20 protein-coding genes and 1 tRNA gene are annotated in these 17,791 nt (G+C 67.6%); 8 read left to right on the top strand and 13 right to left on the bottom strand.

Annotated elements, in window-relative coordinates; translation table 11 throughout:
- Position 1 precedes the first annotated feature (1 nt).
- Together ruvC and ruvA are read left to right on the top strand one after the other, a co-directional pair.
- Positions 2-517 carry a crossover junction endodeoxyribonuclease RuvC gene (ruvC, locus tag G015_RS0106970; protein WP_018138628.1) on the top strand — a complete coding sequence of 172 codons (516 nt, stop codon included), beginning with the start codon at positions 2-4 and terminating at the stop codon, positions 515-517.
- Positions 514-1,119, top strand: coding sequence for a Holliday junction branch migration protein RuvA (ruvA, locus tag G015_RS0106975; RefSeq protein ID WP_020146363.1), 606 nt, complete (start codon positions 514-516; stop codon positions 1,117-1,119). Before ruvC ends, ruvA begins: the two co-directional genes overlap by 4 nt.
- A gap of 55 nt (positions 1,120-1,174) precedes the next feature.
- Here ruvA and G015_RS0106980 read toward each other — a convergent pair whose 3' ends face one another.
- Positions 1,175-1,615, bottom strand: coding sequence for a DUF3617 family protein (locus G015_RS0106980; RefSeq protein ID WP_018649268.1), 441 nt, complete (start codon positions 1,613-1,615; stop codon positions 1,175-1,177).
- 119 nt (positions 1,616-1,734) lie between these two features.
- On the opposite strand from G015_RS0106980, the gene G015_RS0106985 reads away from it, so the two are divergent.
- Positions 1,735-2,694: a matrixin family metalloprotease gene (locus tag G015_RS0106985; RefSeq protein WP_038050099.1), complete on the top strand. Its 960-nt coding sequence runs from the start codon at positions 1,735-1,737 to the stop codon at positions 2,692-2,694.
- Between the two features lie 34 nt (positions 2,695-2,728).
- Here the strand turns inward: G015_RS0106985 and G015_RS0106990 are convergent, their stop codons facing one another.
- The 9 genes from G015_RS0106990 to rplU all read right to left on the bottom strand — a co-directional run bounded on the left by G015_RS0106990 (position 2,729) and on the right by rplU (position 10,179).
- Positions 2,729-4,033 carry an OmpP1/FadL family transporter gene (locus tag G015_RS0106990; protein WP_020146364.1) on the bottom strand — a complete coding sequence of 435 codons (1,305 nt, stop codon included), beginning with the start codon at positions 4,031-4,033 and terminating at the stop codon, positions 2,729-2,731.
- A gap of 165 nt (positions 4,034-4,198) precedes the next feature.
- Positions 4,199-4,387 carry a DUF3185 family protein gene (locus tag G015_RS0106995; RefSeq protein ID WP_026296451.1) on the bottom strand — a complete coding sequence of 63 codons (189 nt, stop codon included), beginning with the start codon at positions 4,385-4,387 and terminating at the stop codon, positions 4,199-4,201.
- Between the two features lie 24 nt (positions 4,388-4,411).
- The gene (locus G015_RS0107000; protein WP_018138634.1) at positions 4,412-4,669 is read right to left on the bottom strand and encodes a GlsB/YeaQ/YmgE family stress response membrane protein; all 258 of its coding nucleotides are present in this window, start codon (positions 4,667-4,669) and stop codon (positions 4,412-4,414) included.
- 63 nt (positions 4,670-4,732) lie between these two features.
- Positions 4,733-6,862 (bottom strand): ATP-dependent DNA helicase RecG, encoded by a 2,130-nt coding sequence (gene recG / locus G015_RS0107005; RefSeq protein WP_081601204.1) that lies wholly within the window; start codon positions 6,860-6,862, stop codon positions 4,733-4,735.
- Positions 6,816-7,205: a RidA family protein gene (locus G015_RS0107010; protein ID WP_019592461.1), complete on the bottom strand. Its 390-nt coding sequence runs from the start codon at positions 7,203-7,205 to the stop codon at positions 6,816-6,818. The genes recG and G015_RS0107010 overlap by 47 nt, the downstream gene beginning before the upstream one ends.
- An 85-nt stretch (positions 7,206-7,290) precedes the next feature.
- Positions 7,291-8,421: a glutamate 5-kinase gene (gene proB, locus G015_RS0107015; protein ID WP_018138637.1), complete on the bottom strand. Its 1,131-nt coding sequence runs from the start codon at positions 8,419-8,421 to the stop codon at positions 7,291-7,293.
- Positions 8,418-9,485: an Obg family GTPase CgtA gene (gene cgtA, locus G015_RS0107020; protein WP_020146365.1), complete on the bottom strand. Its 1,068-nt coding sequence runs from the start codon at positions 9,483-9,485 to the stop codon at positions 8,418-8,420. The genes proB and cgtA overlap by 4 nt, the downstream gene beginning before the upstream one ends.
- 88 nt (positions 9,486-9,573) lie before the next feature.
- Positions 9,574-9,834: a 50S ribosomal protein L27 gene (gene rpmA, locus G015_RS0107025; RefSeq protein WP_012983372.1), complete on the bottom strand. Its 261-nt coding sequence runs from the start codon at positions 9,832-9,834 to the stop codon at positions 9,574-9,576.
- Positions 9,835-9,867: 33 nt separating this feature from the next.
- Positions 9,868-10,179 carry a 50S ribosomal protein L21 gene (rplU, locus tag G015_RS0107030; RefSeq protein WP_012983371.1) on the bottom strand — a complete coding sequence of 104 codons (312 nt, stop codon included), beginning with the start codon at positions 10,177-10,179 and terminating at the stop codon, positions 9,868-9,870.
- A 202-nt stretch (positions 10,180-10,381) separates the two neighbouring features.
- Here rplU and ispB point away from each other — a divergent pair, with 202 nt between their 5' ends.
- The 5 genes from ispB (at position 10,382) to spoT (ending at position 14,786) form a co-directional block, all read left to right on the top strand.
- A complete protein-coding gene (gene ispB / locus G015_RS0107035; RefSeq protein ID WP_018175413.1) occupies positions 10,382-11,350 on the top strand; it encodes an octaprenyl diphosphate synthase in 969 nt (322 codons plus the stop codon).
- A gap of 128 nt (positions 11,351-11,478) precedes the next feature.
- Positions 11,479-11,555, top strand: a tRNA-Pro gene (locus G015_RS0107040).
- Between the two features lie 85 nt (positions 11,556-11,640).
- On the top strand, positions 11,641-12,291 hold the full coding sequence (gene gmk, locus G015_RS0107045) for a guanylate kinase (protein WP_018138640.1): 651 nt from the start codon (positions 11,641-11,643) through the stop codon (positions 12,289-12,291).
- A 34-nt stretch (positions 12,292-12,325) separates the two neighbouring features.
- Positions 12,326-12,601, top strand: coding sequence for a DNA-directed RNA polymerase subunit omega (rpoZ, locus tag G015_RS0107050; RefSeq protein ID WP_017925738.1), 276 nt, complete (start codon positions 12,326-12,328; stop codon positions 12,599-12,601).
- Positions 12,602-12,614: 13 nt separating this feature from the next.
- Positions 12,615-14,786, top strand: coding sequence for a bifunctional GTP diphosphokinase/guanosine-3',5'-bis pyrophosphate 3'-pyrophosphohydrolase (gene spoT, locus G015_RS0107055; protein ID WP_018138641.1), 2,172 nt, complete (start codon positions 12,615-12,617; stop codon positions 14,784-14,786).
- A gap of 28 nt (positions 14,787-14,814) precedes the next feature.
- Here the strand turns inward: spoT and mutM are convergent, their stop codons facing one another.
- The 3 genes from mutM to G015_RS0107070 are packed head-to-tail and all read right to left on the bottom strand — an operon-like array spanning position 14,815 to position 17,785.
- A complete protein-coding gene (gene mutM / locus G015_RS0107060) occupies positions 14,815-15,630 on the bottom strand; it encodes a bifunctional DNA-formamidopyrimidine glycosylase/DNA-(apurinic or apyrimidinic site) lyase (RefSeq protein WP_018138642.1) in 816 nt (271 codons plus the stop codon).
- The gene (locus G015_RS0107065; protein ID WP_020146366.1) at positions 15,623-16,567 is read right to left on the bottom strand and encodes a hypothetical protein; all 945 of its coding nucleotides are present in this window, start codon (positions 16,565-16,567) and stop codon (positions 15,623-15,625) included. Before G015_RS0107065 ends, mutM begins: the two co-directional genes overlap by 8 nt.
- Before the next feature lie 3 nt (positions 16,568-16,570).
- A complete protein-coding gene (locus tag G015_RS0107070) occupies positions 16,571-17,785 on the bottom strand; it encodes an EAL and HDOD domain-containing protein (RefSeq protein WP_020146367.1) in 1,215 nt (404 codons plus the stop codon).
- Positions 17,786-17,791: the final 6 nt, after the last annotated feature.

Here is a 17,791-nt window from a genome sequence, read left to right on the forward strand (position 1 = left end):
GATGCGTATCCTTGGTATCGATCCCGGCTCGCGGATTACGGGCTTTGCGGTGATCGAGTATGCCAAAGGCCAGGGCCGTTCCCGCGGCCATGGCGTGATCCGGCCCAGATCCAAGGGGTTTCCCGAGCGCCTGGGCGAGATCTTCGCCGGTGTCGTTGAGGTGATCAGCGAACTCAAGCCCGACGTGCTGGCGATCGAAACGGTGTTCGTCGCGCGCAATGCGCAGTCGGCGATCAAGCTGGGGCACGCCCGGGGGGCCGCCATCTGCGCGGCGACCCAGGCCGGGCTCCCGGTACATGAATATGCGCCGCGTGCGATCAAGATGGCGGTGGTCGGCGTGGGCAGCGCGGACAAGGAGCAGGTCCAGCACATGATGCAGCAACTGTTACGTCTGACCGAACCGGCCAGCAGCGATGCCGCCGATGCCCTGGCCGTCGCGCTGTGCCATGCCCATACCGCCCAGCACCAGGCGCGTCTGGCAGGGGCCGCCTCGGCCGTGATCGGGGGGCGCCCATGATTGCCCGGCTGGAGGGGACGCTGATCAGCCGCGAGGTGAATGGCGTGGTGATTGATGCGGGTGGCGTGGGCTACGAGGTCGAGGTTCCGCTCTCCACGCTGGCGGCCCTGCCGGAGCCGGGCGGCAGTGTCGTGCTGACCACGCACCTCGTGGTACGCGAGGATGCGCACCAGCTATTCGGGTTCATGCACAAGCGCGACCGCGATCTGTTCCGGCGTCTGATCCGGGTCAACGGGATCGGGGCCAAGCTCGCGCTGGCGATGCTCTCGACCTACGCGGGCGATGAACTGGCCGGCCTGATCAGCGGCGGTGACGTGACCGGACTGGCCAAGGTCCCGGGGATCGGCAAGCGCACGGCCGAACGGGTGGTGCTGGAGCTCGGCGAGCGACTGGCCGAGATGGGATTCGCGGCCACGCCGGGTGACGCCGGCGCAGGGGTCGATGCCCCGGCCGCCGCGATGGACGGCGAGGCCCTGGCGGCGCTCGAGTCGCTGGGTTATCAGCGCGCCAGCGCGGAGAAGATGGTCGCCGCCGTGCGCGATCAGGCCGATTCGGTAGAGACGCTGGTGCGCCTGGCATTGCGCGCGACCGTCAGGCGCTGAGAATGCCGGCCCGGTATCGCCTGGGCCGGTCAGATACGGTCAGCAGGCGCCCCCCCTAGCAGTCGCCGATGCGCTGGCCTTCAACCGAGATTCGCACGGACATGGGACCCATCGGCGAGTCGATCTCGCTGCTCATCTCGCCCTCCGCTCGATCCCCCATGAACTGCATTGAGCCCTGCATGTCCATGCTGGTGCCGTCGGGATCGGTGCAGGTCATGGTGTAGTCCACACCGTCCGCGCGCATGTCCATGCTGTCCACGCTGCAGCCGTCCGGTGCCTCGATCATCTCCTCGCCGCGCGCGAGGTCGTCCTCGGTCACGCACTCGGTGTAGGTCTCGGTCTGCTCCGGCATCTGGTGCGCGCCGTCCATGGTGGTGGTGTTCGTGTACTCCCACTCGCCCGGCTGGATATTCGGTGTTTCGGCCTGGGCCACCAGTGGCAGGAACGCGAACGGGACGGCGGCCAGCAGGCTGTAAAGGCTGGAACGAGGCATCATGATGGGGCTCTCCCTGCGAAATGTGTGCGGTTCATGGTGCCTTGGCGCTTGCAGGGGAGCAAATTGGCGAATGTCTCTGATCGGTGGCATGTTGCGGTTGGGGGTCTCGGAGGGGATGCATGGCCATACCATTATGGGTGTTGGGCGGTGCGGGTGCCGTGGTGCTGGGCGGCGCCGTGCTGCTGGACGGGGATCCGCGCGATTTCCTGGCGGGCGGCGGGCATCCGGCCGCTCCCGGCTGTGCGATTCCGGTGGAGATGCATCTGGGCGAGATCGACCCGCGCTTCGAGCTGGAGCCCGACGAAGTGCGCCGCGCACTCGATGCCGCGGTGGCGATGTGGGAGACCCATACCGAAGAACGGCTGTTTACCGCCCGCGACGGTGAAGGGATGGCCGTGCGGCTGGTGTTCGACGAACGTCAGGCCGGCGCCATGGCGCGGGAGCGCTCGCGTGCGCAGCTGGATCAGGCACAGGCGGATATCGACGATGCCCGGGAGCGCCTGGACCGCCATCGCTCGGCGCTGAACGCCGACGTCGAGCTGTACGAACGCGGTGTGCGCGGGTTCGACGAGCGCCGCCGTGCGCACGAAGGCCGGGTCGCCGACTGGAATGCGGGGCGCGGGGAGCGCAGTGCGCAGGCCCGCGAGCGTCTGGAACGGGAAGCGCGAGAGCTGCGCGAGGAGCACGAACGACTGGAAGAGCGCCGCCGCGGGCTGGAGGATCGCCGGTCGGATCTGAACGCGGCCGGTCGCGACCTGGAACGCGAGATCGCCGCCTTCAATGAGCAGGTCGATCAGTTCAACCGGACAGCGGCTGCGGGCAGCGGTTTCGACATGGCGATCTACCAGCAGCAGGGCAACCGTCGCAGCATCACGGTCTACAAGGCGAGCGACTTTGACGAACTGCGCCTGACGCTGGCACACGAGCTCGGCCATGCGCTGGGGATCGGGCACGTCGATGACCCCGCCGCGGTCATGCACGCGGAGCTGGGCCCCGCGAACGCGGGCCGCGAGGACCTGGCCGCGGCGGATCGTGCCGCGCTGGTGGAGTCGTGCGGGGTGGAGCTGGTGAAGCCGTGAAGGGCCGGGGCGCGATCCCTCGCCCCGGCAGGCATCAGAAGCGGTAGCGCAATCCGGCCGACAGGACGTGTACATCGCCCCGCGTGCGCCCGCGAGTCTCGGTGGTTACCCCGACATTGGCAAACTCCGATTCGAGCTCGATCGACTCGCTGCCAACGTCGATATAGGCATAGCCGAAGTCGAAACTGAAGCGATCGCTGGCGCGGAAGCTGGCGCCGACCGTGTACCAGGTGCGGTCGCCATCCGGTGTGCGCGTGCTGCGAAATCCGTCGCGGGTCGGTGTGCGGTCGTACTGGATTCCGGCGCGCAGCGTCCACTGCGGGTTGGCCTGATATTCTGCGCCCAGGGCGATCGTATAGCTGTCGCGATAGTTCTGATCCAGGGTCTGGATGGAACCGCCACCGCTGCCGCGAACATCGATCTCGTCGAAGTTCGACCAGCGAAACCAGGTGTACTGCACAAGCCCGGTCCAGCGGGCATCGAACTCGTGCGACAGGGCGACGCTCGCGATATCCGGCAGTTTCAGTTCGGCCTGCGCGGACATGGTGTTGGTATCCGCACCGGTCCCGGCCGGGGGCGTGATCGTTGCGGTGCCACGCAGGTTCTGGCTGACCCCGTGGCGGTAGTGCAGGCCCAGCCGGGTCGCGTCGGTCAGGTCGGCCTGCAGGCCCAGGTTGAAACCGACATCCCAGCTGTCGCCCTCCAGCTTGAATTCGCCATCGGTGTCCGGATCCGGTCCCGCGGGCGAGGGGATGGCGCTGCGCAGCGTGGCGTTCGCGTAGTGCAGGTCCAGGCCGCCGCCGATGGAGACGCGCTCGCTCAATTCGAAGGCCATCGACGGGTGCAGGTTGATCACCTTCAGGTCGGTCTCGGTGGAGTCGTAGCGGCCGAAGAAGTCGTCGTCGTAGTCGTTGGCCAGGCCATAGGGTGCGGTCAGCCCCACGCCCAGCCACAGGCGCTCGCCATAGCGCTCGGCCCAGTAGAGGTTCGGGACGGGGGTCGGCTCGTACGGGTTGCCGCCGTTGCCACCGTCGGTGGCCTGTTCGCCGAAGGCGCCGGTGGCCGAGGAGCCCCGGTCGCTCATGCGTGTGCGCGGCATCAGCAGGTGCACGTTGGCCTGAAACTCGCCGCTTTGCAGACGCGTCATGCCGGCCGGGTTGAAGTAGATGGTGCTGGCGTCATTGGCGGCGGCGGCCTCGCCGGCATAGGCTCGGCCAAGGCCGGTGACACCCTGTTCCTGGATGTAGAACCCCGCTGCGAGCAGGGTGGCCGGCGCGGCGAACACGGCGCCGGCGACGGCCACACTGAGCGCCAGTCGGCGCGTGGAATAGTGCGTCATGCGGTCCCCCGGGGTCTTGTTATGGTCGGGGCAGGGCGTGCCCCCCGTCCCGGGGTGACCGCCTGCTCCCGGTCCGGACCCTACCGGGTTGGACGATATGCGCCAACCTTTTTTCGGGGTGAGAGCATTGGAAAAGTCATACGCTGGGGGATGACTGCGGGGGAGTCAGAGCAGTAGGGCAAGCCCCACGACCGCGGCGGTGACGCCCCCGATCAGCAGGGCAAGCGTGCGCCGGGTGAAGCGGCCGAAGAACAGGCGGGCGGCCCGTTCACGCAGGCCGAAGCTGTCCTGCAGTCCGACGATGGCCGCGATCAGGCCACCGACCAGCAGGACAATGCCGAGGATCTGGATCATCGCGTCTCCCTCCATGCGGTTCGTTTACCACTTGCGTGGTGCGATCAGACGCAGCAGCGCCAGCAGCAGAATCGCCCCGACGGTGGCCGCCACCAGGGTCCCGATCAGGCCGGCCGTCGGTACCCCCAGCTGGGTGAACAGCCAGCCACCCAGCACCGCCCCAATGACCCCGATCACGATGTTCAGCAGGATGCCCTGGCCGGCGCCGTGGACCAGCAAACCCGCGAGCCAGCCGGCGATGCCGCCGACCAGCAGCAGCAATAACAGTGATTCAACGGGCATTGAGTACTCCTTTGCTCTCTTGTCTGATGGATGACGGGGACGGGCGTTCCGTGCGGCCCGGATTCAGCCGACGGTGGCATAGCGCGTGGCGCTGCCCAGCCAGCGCTCGATCAGGGCCGCAGCACGCGGCCGGTCCTCGCGCACGCGCAGGGCCAGTTCCGTGGCCTCCTCCAGCAGGTCCTGATCGCGTGACCAGTCGGCCACGCGGAAGCTGCGGTCGCCCGTCTGGCGTGTGCCCAGCAGCTCGCCAGGGCCGCGCAACCGGAGGTCCACCTCCGCGATCTCGAAGCCGTCGTCGGTGCGGCGCATCGCCTCGAGGCGCTCGCGGGCGGTCTCGCCCAGCGGCGGGCGGTAGAGCAGCACGCAGGCGGAGGCGGTGTTGCCGCGCCCGACACGTCCACGCAACTGGTGCAGCTGCGACAGCCCCATGCGTTCGGCGTTCTCGATGATCATCAGGCTGGCGTTGGGGACATCCACGCCGACCTCGATCACCGTGGTCGCGACCAGCAGATCGAGCGCGCCGGCGCGGAAGCGTTCCATCACCGTATCGCGCTCGGGCCCCTTCATGCGCCCATGGGCCAGCCCGATGTTCAGCTCCGGCAGCGCTTCGCGCAGGCGTTCGGCGGTCGCCTCCGCGGACTCTGCCTCCAGTTGTTCCGATTCCTCCACCAGCGGGCATACCCAGTAGGCCTGGGTGCCGGAGCCGCAGGCGGCGCGGATGCGCTCGATCACCTCGTCGCGGCGCTCGTGGCTGATCAGTGCGGTGCGCACGGGTGTGCGCCCCGGTGGACGCTCGTCGATGACCGAGCTGTCCAGATCGGCGTACAGGGCCATGGCCAGGGTGCGCGGGATCGGGGTCGCGGTCATGATCAGTTGATGCGGCGTCTGGCCGTTGCCCTTGTCGCGCAGGGCCATGCGCTGGTGCACGCCAAAGCGGTGCTGTTCGTCAATGATCGCCAGCCCCAGGCGCTGGAAGCGGACCTCCTCCTGGAACAGGGCGTGGGTGCCGATCGCGACCTGGCGCTGACCACTGGCCAGTTCCGAAAGCAACTGGCTCCGCTCGCTGGCGCCCTGGCGTCCGCCCAGCCACGCCACCGACACGCCCAGCGGTTCCAGCCACATGGCGAGATTGCGCCCATGCTGACGGGCGAGCAGCTCGGTGGGGGCCATGAATGCCACCTGATGGCCCGCCTCCACCGCCGCCAGGGCGGCCGCGACTGCGACCAGGGTCTTGCCGGAGCCGACGTCGCCTTGCACCAGCCGGTTCATCGGAGCCGGGCGGGCCAGGTCCTCGCGCACCTCGTGGATCACGCGGTCCTGTGCGCCGGTGGGCTCGAACGGGAGCTGGTCGCGCAGTTGTCGCCACAGTGCGCCCTCGGGGCGGATGACCGGCGCGCGGCGCGTATCCTGCGGGGCGCGGCTTTGTTCCATGCGGGCGAGCTGGTGGGCGGTCAACTCCTCCAGGGCCAGGCGGGTGCGTGCGGGCCCGCGCTGCTCGGCGGTGTCCAGTGCATCCAGGGCCTCGGCCCGCGCCGGCGGGTGGTGCAGCTGCTGCAGGGCCGTGTGCAGCCCGGGCAGCTGGCGCTGGTTCAGCTCCGGGAGCAGGTCGGGCAGCTGCCCGGTCGTCGGCAGGACCTCGGTTACCAGCTGGCGCAGGAGCTTCTGCGAGATGCCCTCGGTGGTGGGATAGATCGGAGTGAGGTGGGTCTCCAACACGGGCGGTTTCGTGCCCACCACCTGGAGTTCCGGGTGCACGCACTCCATTGCGCCGGGCATACCGCGGGGCTCGCCAAAGGCGCGAATGCGCGTGCCCGGGCTCAGGCGGCGTTGCTGACCACTGCCGAAATGGAAGAATCGCAGCAGGATGGACGCGCCGTCCTCTTCCAGCGTGACCACCAGCATGCGTCGGCGGCGATGGACGACCTCGGCATGGGTAACCCGGCCCTCGAACAGGGCGGGGAGTCCCGGGCGCAGGGCGCGGATCGGGGTCAGCCGGGTACGGTCCTCGAAGCGCAGCGGCAGGTGCAGGAGGAGGTCGCGGGCCTGTTCCAGGCCCAGGCGGGCCAGACGCTCGGCCACTGCGGGGCCGACGCCCTTGAACCCCGTCAGCGGTGCCTGCAGGTCCACCGCGGTCGCCGCGCGCGGATCAGCCGCGCGGGCACCAGGCGATGGCGTCCATCTCCACCTGCGCACCCTTGGGCAGGGCGGCTACGCCGATTGCGGCGCGGGCCGGGTACGGCTCGGCGAAGACCTCGCTCATGATCTTGTTGACCAGCGGGAAGTGGGTCAGGTCGATCAGGAAGATGTTCAGCTTGGCGATGTCGGAGAAATCCGCACCGGCGGCCTCCAGCACGGCCTTCAGGTTGTCGAACACGCGGTGGATCTGGTCTTCGATGCCGCCGTCGACCAGCTCCATCGTGGCCGGGTCCAGCGGGATCTGGCCGGACAGGTACAGGGTGTCGCCGGCACGCACGGCCTGGGAGTAGGGGCCGATCGCGGCCGGGGCATTTTCGGTCTGGATGATTTCGCGCGACATGCGGGCTCCTTGGCTCGGGTCGGTGATTCGGGATGCGGGCACCTTACCGCATTCGTCGAGCGGTGGGATCGCCGGGGCAATGCATCTACAAGAGAACGAGATTGTCGCGGTGAATGAGCTCGGGTTCCAGGAGGTAGCCAAGCTCCGCCTCGACATGGTCCGCGCGCAGGCCGCGGATGCGTTCCACCTCGCTGGAGGCGTAGTTGGTCAGCCCGCGCGCGACCGGGCGGCCGTCCGGGTCGACGCAGGTCACGACCTCGCCGCGGCGAAAGTCGCCGCGCAGGCCCACCACGCCCACCGGCAGCAGGCTGCGGCCCGACTCGCGCAGTACGCGTGCTGCGCCGGCATCCAGCAGGAGTTCGCCGCGCGAATGCAGCTGGTCGGCCAGCCAGCGCTTGCGCGCGGCCAGCGGCTCGCGGTCGGGCTTTAGCCAGGTGCCCAGGCGCTCGTTCTTCAGCACGCGGCCAATCACCTGGGCCTCGCGCCCGGAGGCGATCACGGTATGCGTGCCGGAGCGCGCGGCGCGCTCCGCGGCCTTGAGCTTGGTGGCCATGCCGCCGCGCCCCAGGCGCCCGAAATCGGCAGCCACGAAGCGGTGCAGTTCGGTATCCGTGGCGCGGCCCTCGTGGATCAGCTCTGCGTCGGCGTGCTGGCGCGGATCACGGTCGAACAGGCCGTCCTGGTCGGTCAGGATCAGCAGCAGGTCTGCGACCACGAGGTTGGCGACCAGGGCCGCCAGGGTGTCGTTGTCCCCCAGCCGAATCTCCTCGTAGGCGACCGTGTCGTTCTCGTTCACCACGGGGATGGTCCCCATCTCCAGCAGGGCCTGCATGGTCGAACGGGCATTCAGGTAGCGCGAGCGATCGGCGAGGTCGTCATGCGTCAGCAGGACCTGTGCCGCGTGCAGGTCGTGGCTTGCGAACTCCCGCTCGTAGGCCTGCACCAGACCCATCTGCCCCACGGCCGCGGCGGCCTGCAGGCGATGCAGCTGGTGCGGGCGCTCGCTCATCCCGAGCCGGCGCATGCCCTCGGCCACGGCGCCACTGGAGACCAGGATGACCTCCAGCCCCTTGCGCCGCAGCGCGGCGATCTGGTGAGCCCAGGATTCCAGCGCCGGGCGATCCAGGCCCGCGCCATCGGCGGTGATCAGCGCGGAGCCGATCTTGACCACCACGCGGCGGATGGCCGGGAGTTCGCGCAGGGCGCGGGTGCTCACGCGTGATCCTCCCCGGCCTCGCCGGTCGCCGTGGGGGCCGTGGCGGGCTCCTGGTTGGCCGCTTCGATGTGGCGCATGACGGCCTGCATCAGCGCGTCCACCCCGTCGCCGGTGGCGGCGGAGATGGTGAACACCGGGCGCTCGCCGCCCGCCACCTCGCGCACCCTCGTGATCAGGGTCTCGAGGGCCTCGGCGTCCAGCAGTTCCTTCTTGTTCAGCACGATCCAGCGCGGACGGCCGGCCAGTTCATCGCTGTGGCGTTCGAGCTCGCCCAGCGCGGTCTGCATGTCTGCGACCGGATCGGCCTCGGGGTCGGGCGGGGCCACGTCGACCACGTGCAGGAGCAAACGGGTGCGCGCCAGGTGCTTGAGAAAGCGGGTGCCTAGCCCGGCGCCCTCTGCCGCGCCCTCGATCAGGCCGGGGATATCGGCCATCACGAAACTCTGGTTCGGTCCGATGCGCACCACGCCCAGCTGCGGGATCAGGGTGGTGAACGGGTAATCCGCGATCTTCGGGCGTGCGGCCGAGGCGCGCGAGAGCAGGGTGGACTTGCCGGCATTCGGCAGGCCCAGGAGCCCCACGTCAGCCAGTACCATCAGCTCAAGCGCCAGCTTTCGCAGCTCGCCCGGCGTGCCGGGCTTGCTCTGGCGCGGGGCCTGATTGGTAGAGGACTTGTAGCGGGTGTTGCCGAGCCCGTGAAAGCCGCCCTGGGCGACCAGCAGGCGCTCGCCGTCGCGGGTGATATCGCCCAGGACCTCGTCGGTATCGGCGTCACGGACCTGGGTGCCGACCGGGACCGGGATCTCCAGGTCCGCGCCGGAGGCACCGGTGCGCTGGCGCCCCATGCCGTTCTCGCCACGCTGGGCGTCGAAGCGGCGCTGGTAGCGGAAGTCGGCCAGGGTGTTGAGCCCCTCGTCGCCGACCAGCCACACAGAGCCGCCATCGCCCCCGTCACCGCCGTCCGGCCCGCCAAACGGGATGAACTTCTCGCGGCGAAAGCTCACGCAGCCGTTCCCGCCGTCGCCGGCCTTCACGGTAATGGTTGCCTCGTCGATGAACTTCATGCCGCTTCTTCCTGGTTCCCGTTCTTGATGCGCACAATAAAAAAGCCCCGCGGAACGGGGCTTTTGGCGCTACCAGTGGCGTGTCCGCTTACTGCTGCGGCTGCACGCTCACAAAGCGCCGGTTGTTCGGCCCACCGACCTTGAACACGACCTGGCCGTCCACCTTCGCGAACAGCGTGTGGTCCTTGCCACAACCCACGTTCTCGCCGGGATGATACTGCGTCCCGCGCTGACGGACGAGGATGTTGCCGGCGCGCACGACCTGGCCGCCAAAGCGCTTTACGCCCAGGCGTTTGCTCTCGGAATCGCGCCCGTTGCGGGTACTCCCGCCTGCCTTTTTATGTGCCATGGATTCGTTCTCCTGAAAAAGTGCGCCGGCGCGTCAGCCGGCGATGCCGGTGATGCGCACGGTGGTGTAGTGCTGGCGGTGCCCCATCTGCTTCTGCGAATGCTTGCGGCGCCGGAATTTCATGATGTGGACCTTCTTGGCACGGCCATGGTCCTCGACCTTCGCGGTCACCTTGCCGCCGTCGACCAGCGGGGCCCCGACGCGAACATCGTCGCCCGAACCGACCATCAGCACCTGGTCGAACTCGACCTCGGAGCCGGCTTCGGCCTCAAGCTTTTCGATGCGGATCACGTCACCTTCGGCGACGCGGTACTGTTTACCACCTGTTGCGATGATCGCGTACATTTCCCTGGGACTCCGTTGCGATACCTGTGTGGACCGGCCCGTAAAGTCTGGAACTGAAGACCGGTCTCGCGAAAGGGCGGAAATGCTAGCAGCGAGTCGCGTTCGGGTCAATGCCATTCGGCGGTGCGCGCTTGACACCCCACCGGGGCCTTCCTAGCATGCCAGCGCCTACCAACTTCCTCCTACTGGCGCGCCTACCCGCATGTCCATCAACGCAATCCGAGAGCTGGCTGCAGACGACATGCAGGCGGTCGACCAGTGCATCCGTGACCGGCTCAGTTCGCCGGTGGTGCTGATCAACCAGCTGGGTCACTACATTATCCACTCCGGGGGCAAGCGCCTGCGGCCCCTGCTGGCGACCCTGTCGGCGCGCGCCTGCGCGGTCGAGGGCGAGGAGCCGGTGGTGCTGGCCGCAGTGGTGGAATTTATCCACACCGCGACCCTGCTGCATGACGACGTGGTCGATGCCTCCGAGATGCGCCGGGGCAACGAGACTGCGAACCACATCTTTGGCAACGAGGCCGCGGTGCTGGTCGGCGATTTTCTCTACTCGCGCGCGTTCGAAATGATGGTCGAGGTCGGTTCGATGCGGGTGATGGAGATCCTGGCCCACGCGACCAACGTGATCGCCGAGGGCGAGGTGATGCAGTTGATGAACTGCCACGATGCCGATGTCGACGAGGCGCGCTACATGAACGTGATCCAGTCAAAGACGGCCAAGCTGTTCGAGGCCGCCTGCCAGCTGGGCGCCATCCTGGGCGAGCGTCCGCGGGCCGAGGAAGAGTCGCTCGCCCGCTATGGTATGCATCTGGGTACCGCCTTCCAGCTGATCGACGACGTGCTCGACTACTCCTCCGACGATGCCGTGACCGGCAAGCGCATGGGCGATGACCTGGCCGAGGGCAAGCCGACGCTGCCGCTGATTCAGGCGATCCGGGTCGGTACGCCGGAGCAGCAGACCATTGTGCGCCAGGCGATCGAGGACGGCGGGCGCGAACAGGTGGATGCGGTACTCGAGGTTGTCCACGCCACCGGGGCCCTGGACTACGCCCGCGAACGCGCGGCCGCGGAGACCGAGGCAGCGATTGCCGCGGTGTCCGTGCTCCCCGAGTCGCCACACCGCCAGGCCCTGATCGACCTCGCGCGCTTCGCGGTAGGCCGCGATCACTGACCGGGCGCGGCCGCGGGTCGGTGCACTCGCGGCCGCGCAAGCGCATCGGGCGTTGCCCGGATCACGTATTCCGTTGGCCGAGGGCATGGACACGCCCGGAGTGGCTCGGCATAATAGCGGGCTCGGTTCGGAGTGTAGCTCAGCTTGGTAGAGCACTGCCTTCGGGAGGCAGGGGTCGAAGGTTCGAATCCTTTCACTCCGACCAACTCTATTTCCCTGGTGTGCCGGGTCGTATCTGGCCGGCAGCCAGCCAATGATTCCATTCCTGTTCTGCTCCTGCGGACGCGTTCATGACCGCCACTTCCCAGGCCGTTCGCGGCACCCTCTACATCGTTTCCGCGCCATCGGGCGCAGGCAAGACCAGCCTGGTCGCCGCTTTGCTGGAGCGGGTGGAGCAGGTCGAGGTCTCGGTCTCGCATACGACGCGCAAGCCGCGCGCTGGCGAGGTTGACGGCGAGCACTATCACTTCGTCTCGGCCGAGGAATTCCTCGGCATGATCGAGGACGGCCAGCTGCTGGAACACGCGAAGGTGTTCGACAACTTCTATGGCACCGCACGCGCCAGCGTCGAAGAGCGCCTGGATGCCGGCATGGACGTGATCCTGGAGATCGACTGGCAGGGTGCGCGTCAGGTGCGTGCGGCGGTGCCGGATGCGCATTCGATCTTCATTCTGCCGCCGTCGCGCGACGAGCTGGAACGCCGCCTGCGCGGACGCGGGCAGGACAGCGAAGAGGTTATCCAGCGGCGCCTGCGCGACGCGGAGTCTGATTGCACGCATTTCCGTGAATATGACTACACGGTCGTCAACTCGGATTTCGAGCGGGCGGTCAGTGATCTGGCCAGCATCTTCCGTTCCAACCGTCTGCGCACGGTAGAGCAGGAGATACGCTCCGCATCGACGATACGGAATCTGTTGGCGAGCACGCCGGGCACGGCGTAACATGCAGTATTAACGACTCATAACCGGAGTACCCATGGCACGCGTCACCGTCGAGGACTGCCTCGAAAAAGTGGACAATCGCTTCGAACTGGTGCTGATGGCGGCCCGCCGGGCCCGTCACATCGCACACGGCAAGGAGCCCCGTGTATCCGAGGACAACGACAAGCCCACGGTCATCGCCCTGCGCGAGATCGCCGAGGGGCTGGTCGGCACCGAGGTGTTCGACGAGCACGATGAACGGCCCCAGAACCAGATGCTGGACTTCAGCACGATCCGCCATCTGGAGCAGCTGGAAGCCGACGAACGCTAGGGATCGATAACTCATGGCCGCTGGGCAGCCAGCCGCGCCCGGGGCCGCATCGCCGGTTCCCGGTGACTCGACCCGATTCCTGATCAGCGATCTGTGTTCCGAGCTCGAGTCCTATCTCGAGCCGGACGAAGTCGAGGAGGTCTATCGCGCCTATCTGCTGGGCGCGGAGGCCCACGAAGGCCAGACCCGCAAGACCGGCGAGCCGTATATCTACCACCCGCTGGCCGTGGCCCGGACCATGGCCGAGATGCGGATGGACCACAAGGCCATCTGCGCCGCGATCCTCCATGACGTCATGGAGGACACCGCCACCAGCAAGGACCGCATCCACGCCGAGTTCGGCGAGGAGGTGGCCGAGCTGGTCGATGGTGTCTCCAAGCTGACCCACCTGCAGTTCCAGTCCAAGGCCGAGGCGCAGGCGGAGAACTTCCGCAAGATGATGCTGGCGATCACCCGCGACATCCGGGTGATCCTGATCAAGCTGGCCGACCGCCTGCACAATATGCGCACCCTGGGCGTGATGCGCCCGGACAAGCGCCGCCGCATCGCCAAGGAAACCCTGGAGATCTATGCGCCGATCGCCCAGCGCCTGGGGATGAACGCGATCCGCCGCGAGCTGGAGCAGCTCGGCTTTTCCGCCAAGCATCCCTGGCGCGCCGCCGTGCTGGAGCGCGCCGTGCAGCGGGCCGGGGGCAACCGGCGCGAGCCAATGAAGAACATCGAGCAGGCCATCTGCTCGCGCATGGAGGCGGCGGGGATCGTCGGGCGCATCTCCGGGCGCGAAAAGAGCCTGTACAGCATCTATCGCAAGATGCGCGACAAGCACCACTCGTTCGAGGAGGTGTTCGACGTTTTCGCCATCCGCATCATCGTCGACGATGTCGACACCTGCTATCGCTCGCTGGGCGTGGTGCACAACCTCTACAAGCCGGTGCCGGGGCGCTTCAAGGACTACATCGCGATCCCCAAGTCGAACGGCTACCAGTCGCTGCATACCATCCTGTTCGGGCCGCAGGCCATCCCGATCGAGGTGCAGATCCGCTCCACCGAGATGGATCGCGTGGCCGAGAGCGGGATCGCCGCGCACTGGCAGTACAAGGCCGGGGGCGAGTCCGCGCGAACCGCGCAGAGCCGGGCCCGCGAGTGGCTTAAGGATGTGCTGGAGATCCAGAACAGCGTCGGCAACTCCATTGAGTTCCTGGAGAACGTGAAGGTCGATCTGTTCCCGGACGAGGTCTACACCTTCACCCCCGGGGGCGACATTCTGGTTCTACCGCGCGATGCGACCCCGATCGACTTCGCATATGCGGTGCATTCCGATGTCGGCAACCGCTGCGTGGCCGCGAAGATCGATCGCCAGCTGGCGCCGCTTTCGGTACGCCTTCAGAGTGGACAGACGGTCGAGATTGTCACCGCGCCTGGCGCGCGCCCCAACCCTGCCTGGCTGTCCTTCGTCGTCACCGGAAAGGCCCGCTCTGGTATCCGGCATTGCCTGAAGTCGATGCAGTCGGACGAGGCCCGGGCCCTCGGCGAGCGCCTGTTGGAGAAGGCCCTGAGCGCGCTGGACGCCTCGCTCAAGCAGATCTCGCCGGCGCGTCTGGATCAGCTGCTGGACGCGATGCAGCTACAGGACCTGGACAGCCTGCTGGTGGATATCGGGCTGGGCAACCGCATGGCCTCGCTGGTCGCGCGCCAGATGGTGGGCAAGGAGAGCGCGGACGCCGACAACACGACTCAGACTACCCTGGCGGTCAAGGGTACCGAGGGGCTGGTGCTGAACTACGCCCGCTGCTGCCACCCGATCCCGGGTGACCCGATTATCGGCCAGTTGAGCGCGGGGCGTGGGCTGGTCGTGCACCGGGAGAGCTGCCGCAACGTGCTGCACGAGAGCCGCGACCGGGCGGACAAGACGATCGCGCTCGAGTGGTCGCACGAGCCGGAACTGCAATTCACCGCGGCGGTGCGCACCCGCACCGCCAACCGGCGCGGTGCGTTGGCCGACATGGCGGCCGTGATCGCCGATCACGGCTCGAATATCGAGCACATCTCGTTCAACGAGCAGGATGGCCACTCCACCGCGATGACCTTCCTGTTGACCGTCAGTGATCGTCAGCACCTGGCCCAGATCATGCGCGGCCTGCGGCGTCTTCCGGATGTGCTGCGGATCGCGCGTCAGCGCGGCTAGTTAGCGTTTCCCGGGCGTGCGCGGCTCGCTACCGTTGGCAGGTCGGGCAGTAGGCCGAGGCGCGCTGCCCGATGCGCCGGTTGCGCAGCGGTGTCGCACACTCCAGGCACGGCTCTCCGGCGCGCCCGTAGACCCGCAGTGATTGGCGAAAATACCCGTGTGTCCCGTCCTCGCGCAGGAAGTCGCGCAGGGTTGTGCCGCCCTGTTCGATCGCCGCGCCCAGCACGGTGCGGATGAATCCGGCCAGTCGTTCGTATTCCGCCCGGGTTACGCGCCCGGCGGCCCGCCCCGGACGGATCCCGGCCAGGAAGAGCGCCTCGGTCGCATAGATGTTGCCCACCCCGACCACGATATCCTGATCCATGATGAAGGCCTTGACCGGGCCCCGGCGCCCGCGGCTGCGGTGGAACAGGTAGTCGCCGTTGAATGTGGCATCGAGTGGTTCCGGCCCCAGGGCGGCCAGCAGAGGGTGCACCTCACCGGTCTCCGGCAGCGGCAGACAGCACCCGAAGCGGCGAGGATCGTGAAAGCGCACCTGCGAGCCATTCGTCAGATGCAGGATCAGGTGATCGTGCGTGCGCAGCGGGACGTCGGGCGTGCAGTGGCGCAGCGAGCCGGACATACCGAGATGCAATAGTGCCCCGCCACGGTCGGTGTCCAGCAGCAGGTATTTGGCTCGTCGCGCCAATGTCGTGATGCGGGCCCCGGCCAGACGCCCGGGCAGCTCCTCCGGCACCGGCCAGCGCAGGCGTCCATTGCGTACCTCGAGCCGTTCGATGGTCTGGCCTTCAAGAAGAGGTGACAGGCCCCGCCGGGTGGTCTCGACCTCGGGGAGCTCAGGCATGAACGCCCTCGATTTCCAGCAGGAGTTCTGGCCGGCAGATGTCGCCCCGGGCCCACTGGATGACGGGGCCCGGCTTCATTGCCTTGTAGTGGTCCGCGATCACCCCTGCAACGGCGGTGCGATCTTTGGGACGCCGCAGGTAGACCCGCAACCACGCGGGGCCGGGGAGTTCGCGCCCTGCCGTGTCGTGCAGGGCCTGGAGGTTGGTTACCGTCTCGCGCGCCTGGGCCACCACATCGTCCGGGTGGCGGCTTTCGTGACCGACGATACTGGCCGTGCCGGAGACCATCAGCATGGGCCCGGTCGCGGTCAGCAGCAGCGTGGCGCGCGCGAAGGCCGGGCTTCTCGGGCTGTAGCGTTCGGGGTAGTGGTAGGCGCTGACCTGGCGCGGATTTTCGATCGCACGGGCCGGGGCACGGGTGGCAAGCAGGTAGACGAACAGGCCCGGTTGCCGGGTGCCGATTGCGGTGGCTGCAGGCATGCTGCCCAGCGGGACTTCGAGCGCCCCCAGCGCCTCGGCGCGCCCGATACAGAAGGCCTGGTAGCGTTCCTGGCCCTGTTCGTCACCGTGGATGTCGGAAAAATAGTTCCAGATGCGTGCCGGGTGCTCGAAGCCGCGTTCCCTGCAGGCGTTCAGGAGCTGACGGTAGGCCTGCTCGGTTTGTTCGCGCAAAGGTCGGTCCGGGCCCTGCCAGGCGGCGAACAGAACATCATCGAACTCCAGCAGATGCAGGGGCGTGGCGTTCGTGGAACGTGCTGGGCCGTTTCCACACCAGCTCTCGATATAGAGATCCGGGGCCAGGGCCTCGAGGCCGGGGGCGACCTCGATCCGGCCGGCCCTGGCCTGGATCCCCACGGGGGCATCCAGTCGCACGTGGAGGCCGTCCAGGAGCGTCGTCCCGGGCGAGACGAGTCGGTTGTACAGGTGGGGTGCCATCAGTCAGGTCCTGGACAGCGCGTCGAGTATGTCCTCGGTCCAGCGTACCGATTCCAGGTAGAGCCGGCTGGCAACCTGTGGCGCCACCGGGGATTCGCCGGCGGGGGGCGGGTTTGCCGGTCCCTCGAACGCCTCGATGGTCTCCAGCCAGGGGGCGAGCGGGCCTTTGTGTTTGATCAGCGCCTGTTCCGTCTCTGGCACCAGATGCAGTTCGTTCAGGATGCGACGCAGCGGGATGCCCAGTACGCGGTCCAATCCCGAGAGCATCCCCAGCGAGAAGTGGCACTCGCACTCCGGGGCTGTCAGGTTGCACGCCCGGGCGAGCAGCATCCCCATGCGGGCGCGGATCATGACCTGTTCGACCGCGGCCGAGGGTCCGGCCGCATTGTTGAGCACCAGCAGCATCCCGATGCGGCGGATTCGCCCCTGTCCCAGACGCTCGATCGCCGAAGCCAGATCGACCGTGGGCTGTTCCGCGCGGTACGCGGGGCTGTTGGCGATGCGCAGGATCTGGGCGGCCAGATCGGGTTCAGCGCCAATGAGACGTTCCAGTTCCGACGGTTCGGGATCGCGGTCCTGCAGTGTCTTCAGCAGCTTCAACAGCGCGACTTCCAGGCTCTCCAGGCGCTGGCCTTCGATCACGTGCGGGTGTGACAGGTGGTAGCCCTGGAAGTAGCGAAAACCCAGTTGCTGGCAGTGGTGGTAGCACTCGGCGGTTTCGACCTTCTCTGCCAGCAGCTCTACGCCGAATGCGCGCAGCGTCTCGACCTCGCGCGCCAGTGCCTCGGTGGACAAAACCAGCACATCGAGCTTGACGATGTCTGCCAGTGCCACCAGCGGCGAGTGGTGGACCTGAAACTGGTAGTCATCCAGCGCGATGCGAAAACCGCGTTGCTTCAGCCTTTGTACCGCGGCGACGACCTCGGAATCGATCTCGATGTCCTCGAGGATCTCCAGGACCACCTGTTCGGGCGGCAGGCTGGTAATGATGTCGTCGTCGAGAAAGGACCGCGTCAGGTTGACGAAGGCCAGATGCGGACCGACCAGATGGGTCAGGCCGATATCCACGAACGCGCTTCGCAGCAGGTCCGAGGTGGCCTCGTCGCCATTGGTCACCGCCGCTTCGCTACGGTGGCCGGCGCGAAACAGGAGTTCGAAGCCGACCAGGTGCTCGTGCGCATCGAAGATGGGTTGCCGGCCGACAAAAATAGGGTGCATGCTTGC

Source organism: Thioalkalivibrio sp. ALJ15, from assembly GCF_000383695.1.
Taxonomy (GTDB): Bacteria; Pseudomonadota; Gammaproteobacteria; order Ectothiorhodospirales; family Ectothiorhodospiraceae; genus Thioalkalivibrio.

What these genes read in the sequence shown, in the direction of transcription:
- rpmA (WP_012983372.1), bottom strand. Translation starts at nt 9,834, where the DNA reads ATGGCACATAAAAAGGCAGGCGGGAGTACCCGCAACGGGCGCGATTCC.
- G015_RS0106995 (WP_026296451.1), bottom strand. Translation starts at nt 4,387, where the DNA reads ATGATCCAGATCCTCGGCATTGTCCTGCTGGTCGGTGGCCTGATCGCG.
- G015_RS0106990 (WP_020146364.1), bottom strand. Translation starts at nt 4,033, where the DNA reads ATGACGCACTATTCCACGCGCCGACTGGCGCTCAGTGTGGCCGTCGCC.
- ruvA (WP_020146363.1), top strand. Translation starts at nt 514, where the DNA reads ATGATTGCCCGGCTGGAGGGGACGCTGATCAGCCGCGAGGTGAATGGC.
- ruvC (WP_018138628.1), top strand. Translation starts at nt 2, where the DNA reads ATGCGTATCCTTGGTATCGATCCCGGCTCGCGGATTACGGGCTTTGCG.
- G015_RS0107000 (WP_018138634.1), bottom strand. Translation starts at nt 4,669, where the DNA reads ATGCCCGTTGAATCACTGTTATTGCTGCTGCTGGTCGGCGGCATCGCC.
- G015_RS0107070 (WP_020146367.1), bottom strand. Translation starts at nt 17,785, where the DNA reads ATGCACCCTATTTTTGTCGGCCGGCAACCCATCTTCGATGCGCACGAG.
- G015_RS0106980 (WP_018649268.1), bottom strand. Translation starts at nt 1,615, where the DNA reads ATGATGCCTCGTTCCAGCCTTTACAGCCTGCTGGCCGCCGTCCCGTTC.
- mutM (WP_018138642.1), bottom strand. Translation starts at nt 15,630, where the DNA reads ATGCCTGAGCTCCCCGAGGTCGAGACCACCCGGCGGGGCCTGTCACCT.
- cgtA (WP_020146365.1), bottom strand. Translation starts at nt 9,485, where the DNA reads ATGAAGTTCATCGACGAGGCAACCATTACCGTGAAGGCCGGCGACGGC.
- G015_RS0106985 (WP_038050099.1), top strand. Translation starts at nt 1,735, where the DNA reads ATGGCCATACCATTATGGGTGTTGGGCGGTGCGGGTGCCGTGGTGCTG.
- rpoZ (WP_017925738.1), top strand. Translation starts at nt 12,326, where the DNA reads ATGGCACGCGTCACCGTCGAGGACTGCCTCGAAAAAGTGGACAATCGC.
- G015_RS0107065 (WP_020146366.1), bottom strand. Translation starts at nt 16,567, where the DNA reads ATGGCACCCCACCTGTACAACCGACTCGTCTCGCCCGGGACGACGCTC.
- spoT (WP_018138641.1), top strand. Translation starts at nt 12,615, where the DNA reads ATGGCCGCTGGGCAGCCAGCCGCGCCCGGGGCCGCATCGCCGGTTCCC.
- G015_RS0107010 (WP_019592461.1), bottom strand. Translation starts at nt 7,205, where the DNA reads ATGTCGCGCGAAATCATCCAGACCGAAAATGCCCCGGCCGCGATCGGC.
- gmk (WP_018138640.1), top strand. Translation starts at nt 11,641, where the DNA reads ATGACCGCCACTTCCCAGGCCGTTCGCGGCACCCTCTACATCGTTTCC.
- rplU (WP_012983371.1), bottom strand. Translation starts at nt 10,179, where the DNA reads ATGTACGCGATCATCGCAACAGGTGGTAAACAGTACCGCGTCGCCGAA.
- ispB (WP_018175413.1), top strand. Translation starts at nt 10,382, where the DNA reads ATGTCCATCAACGCAATCCGAGAGCTGGCTGCAGACGACATGCAGGCG.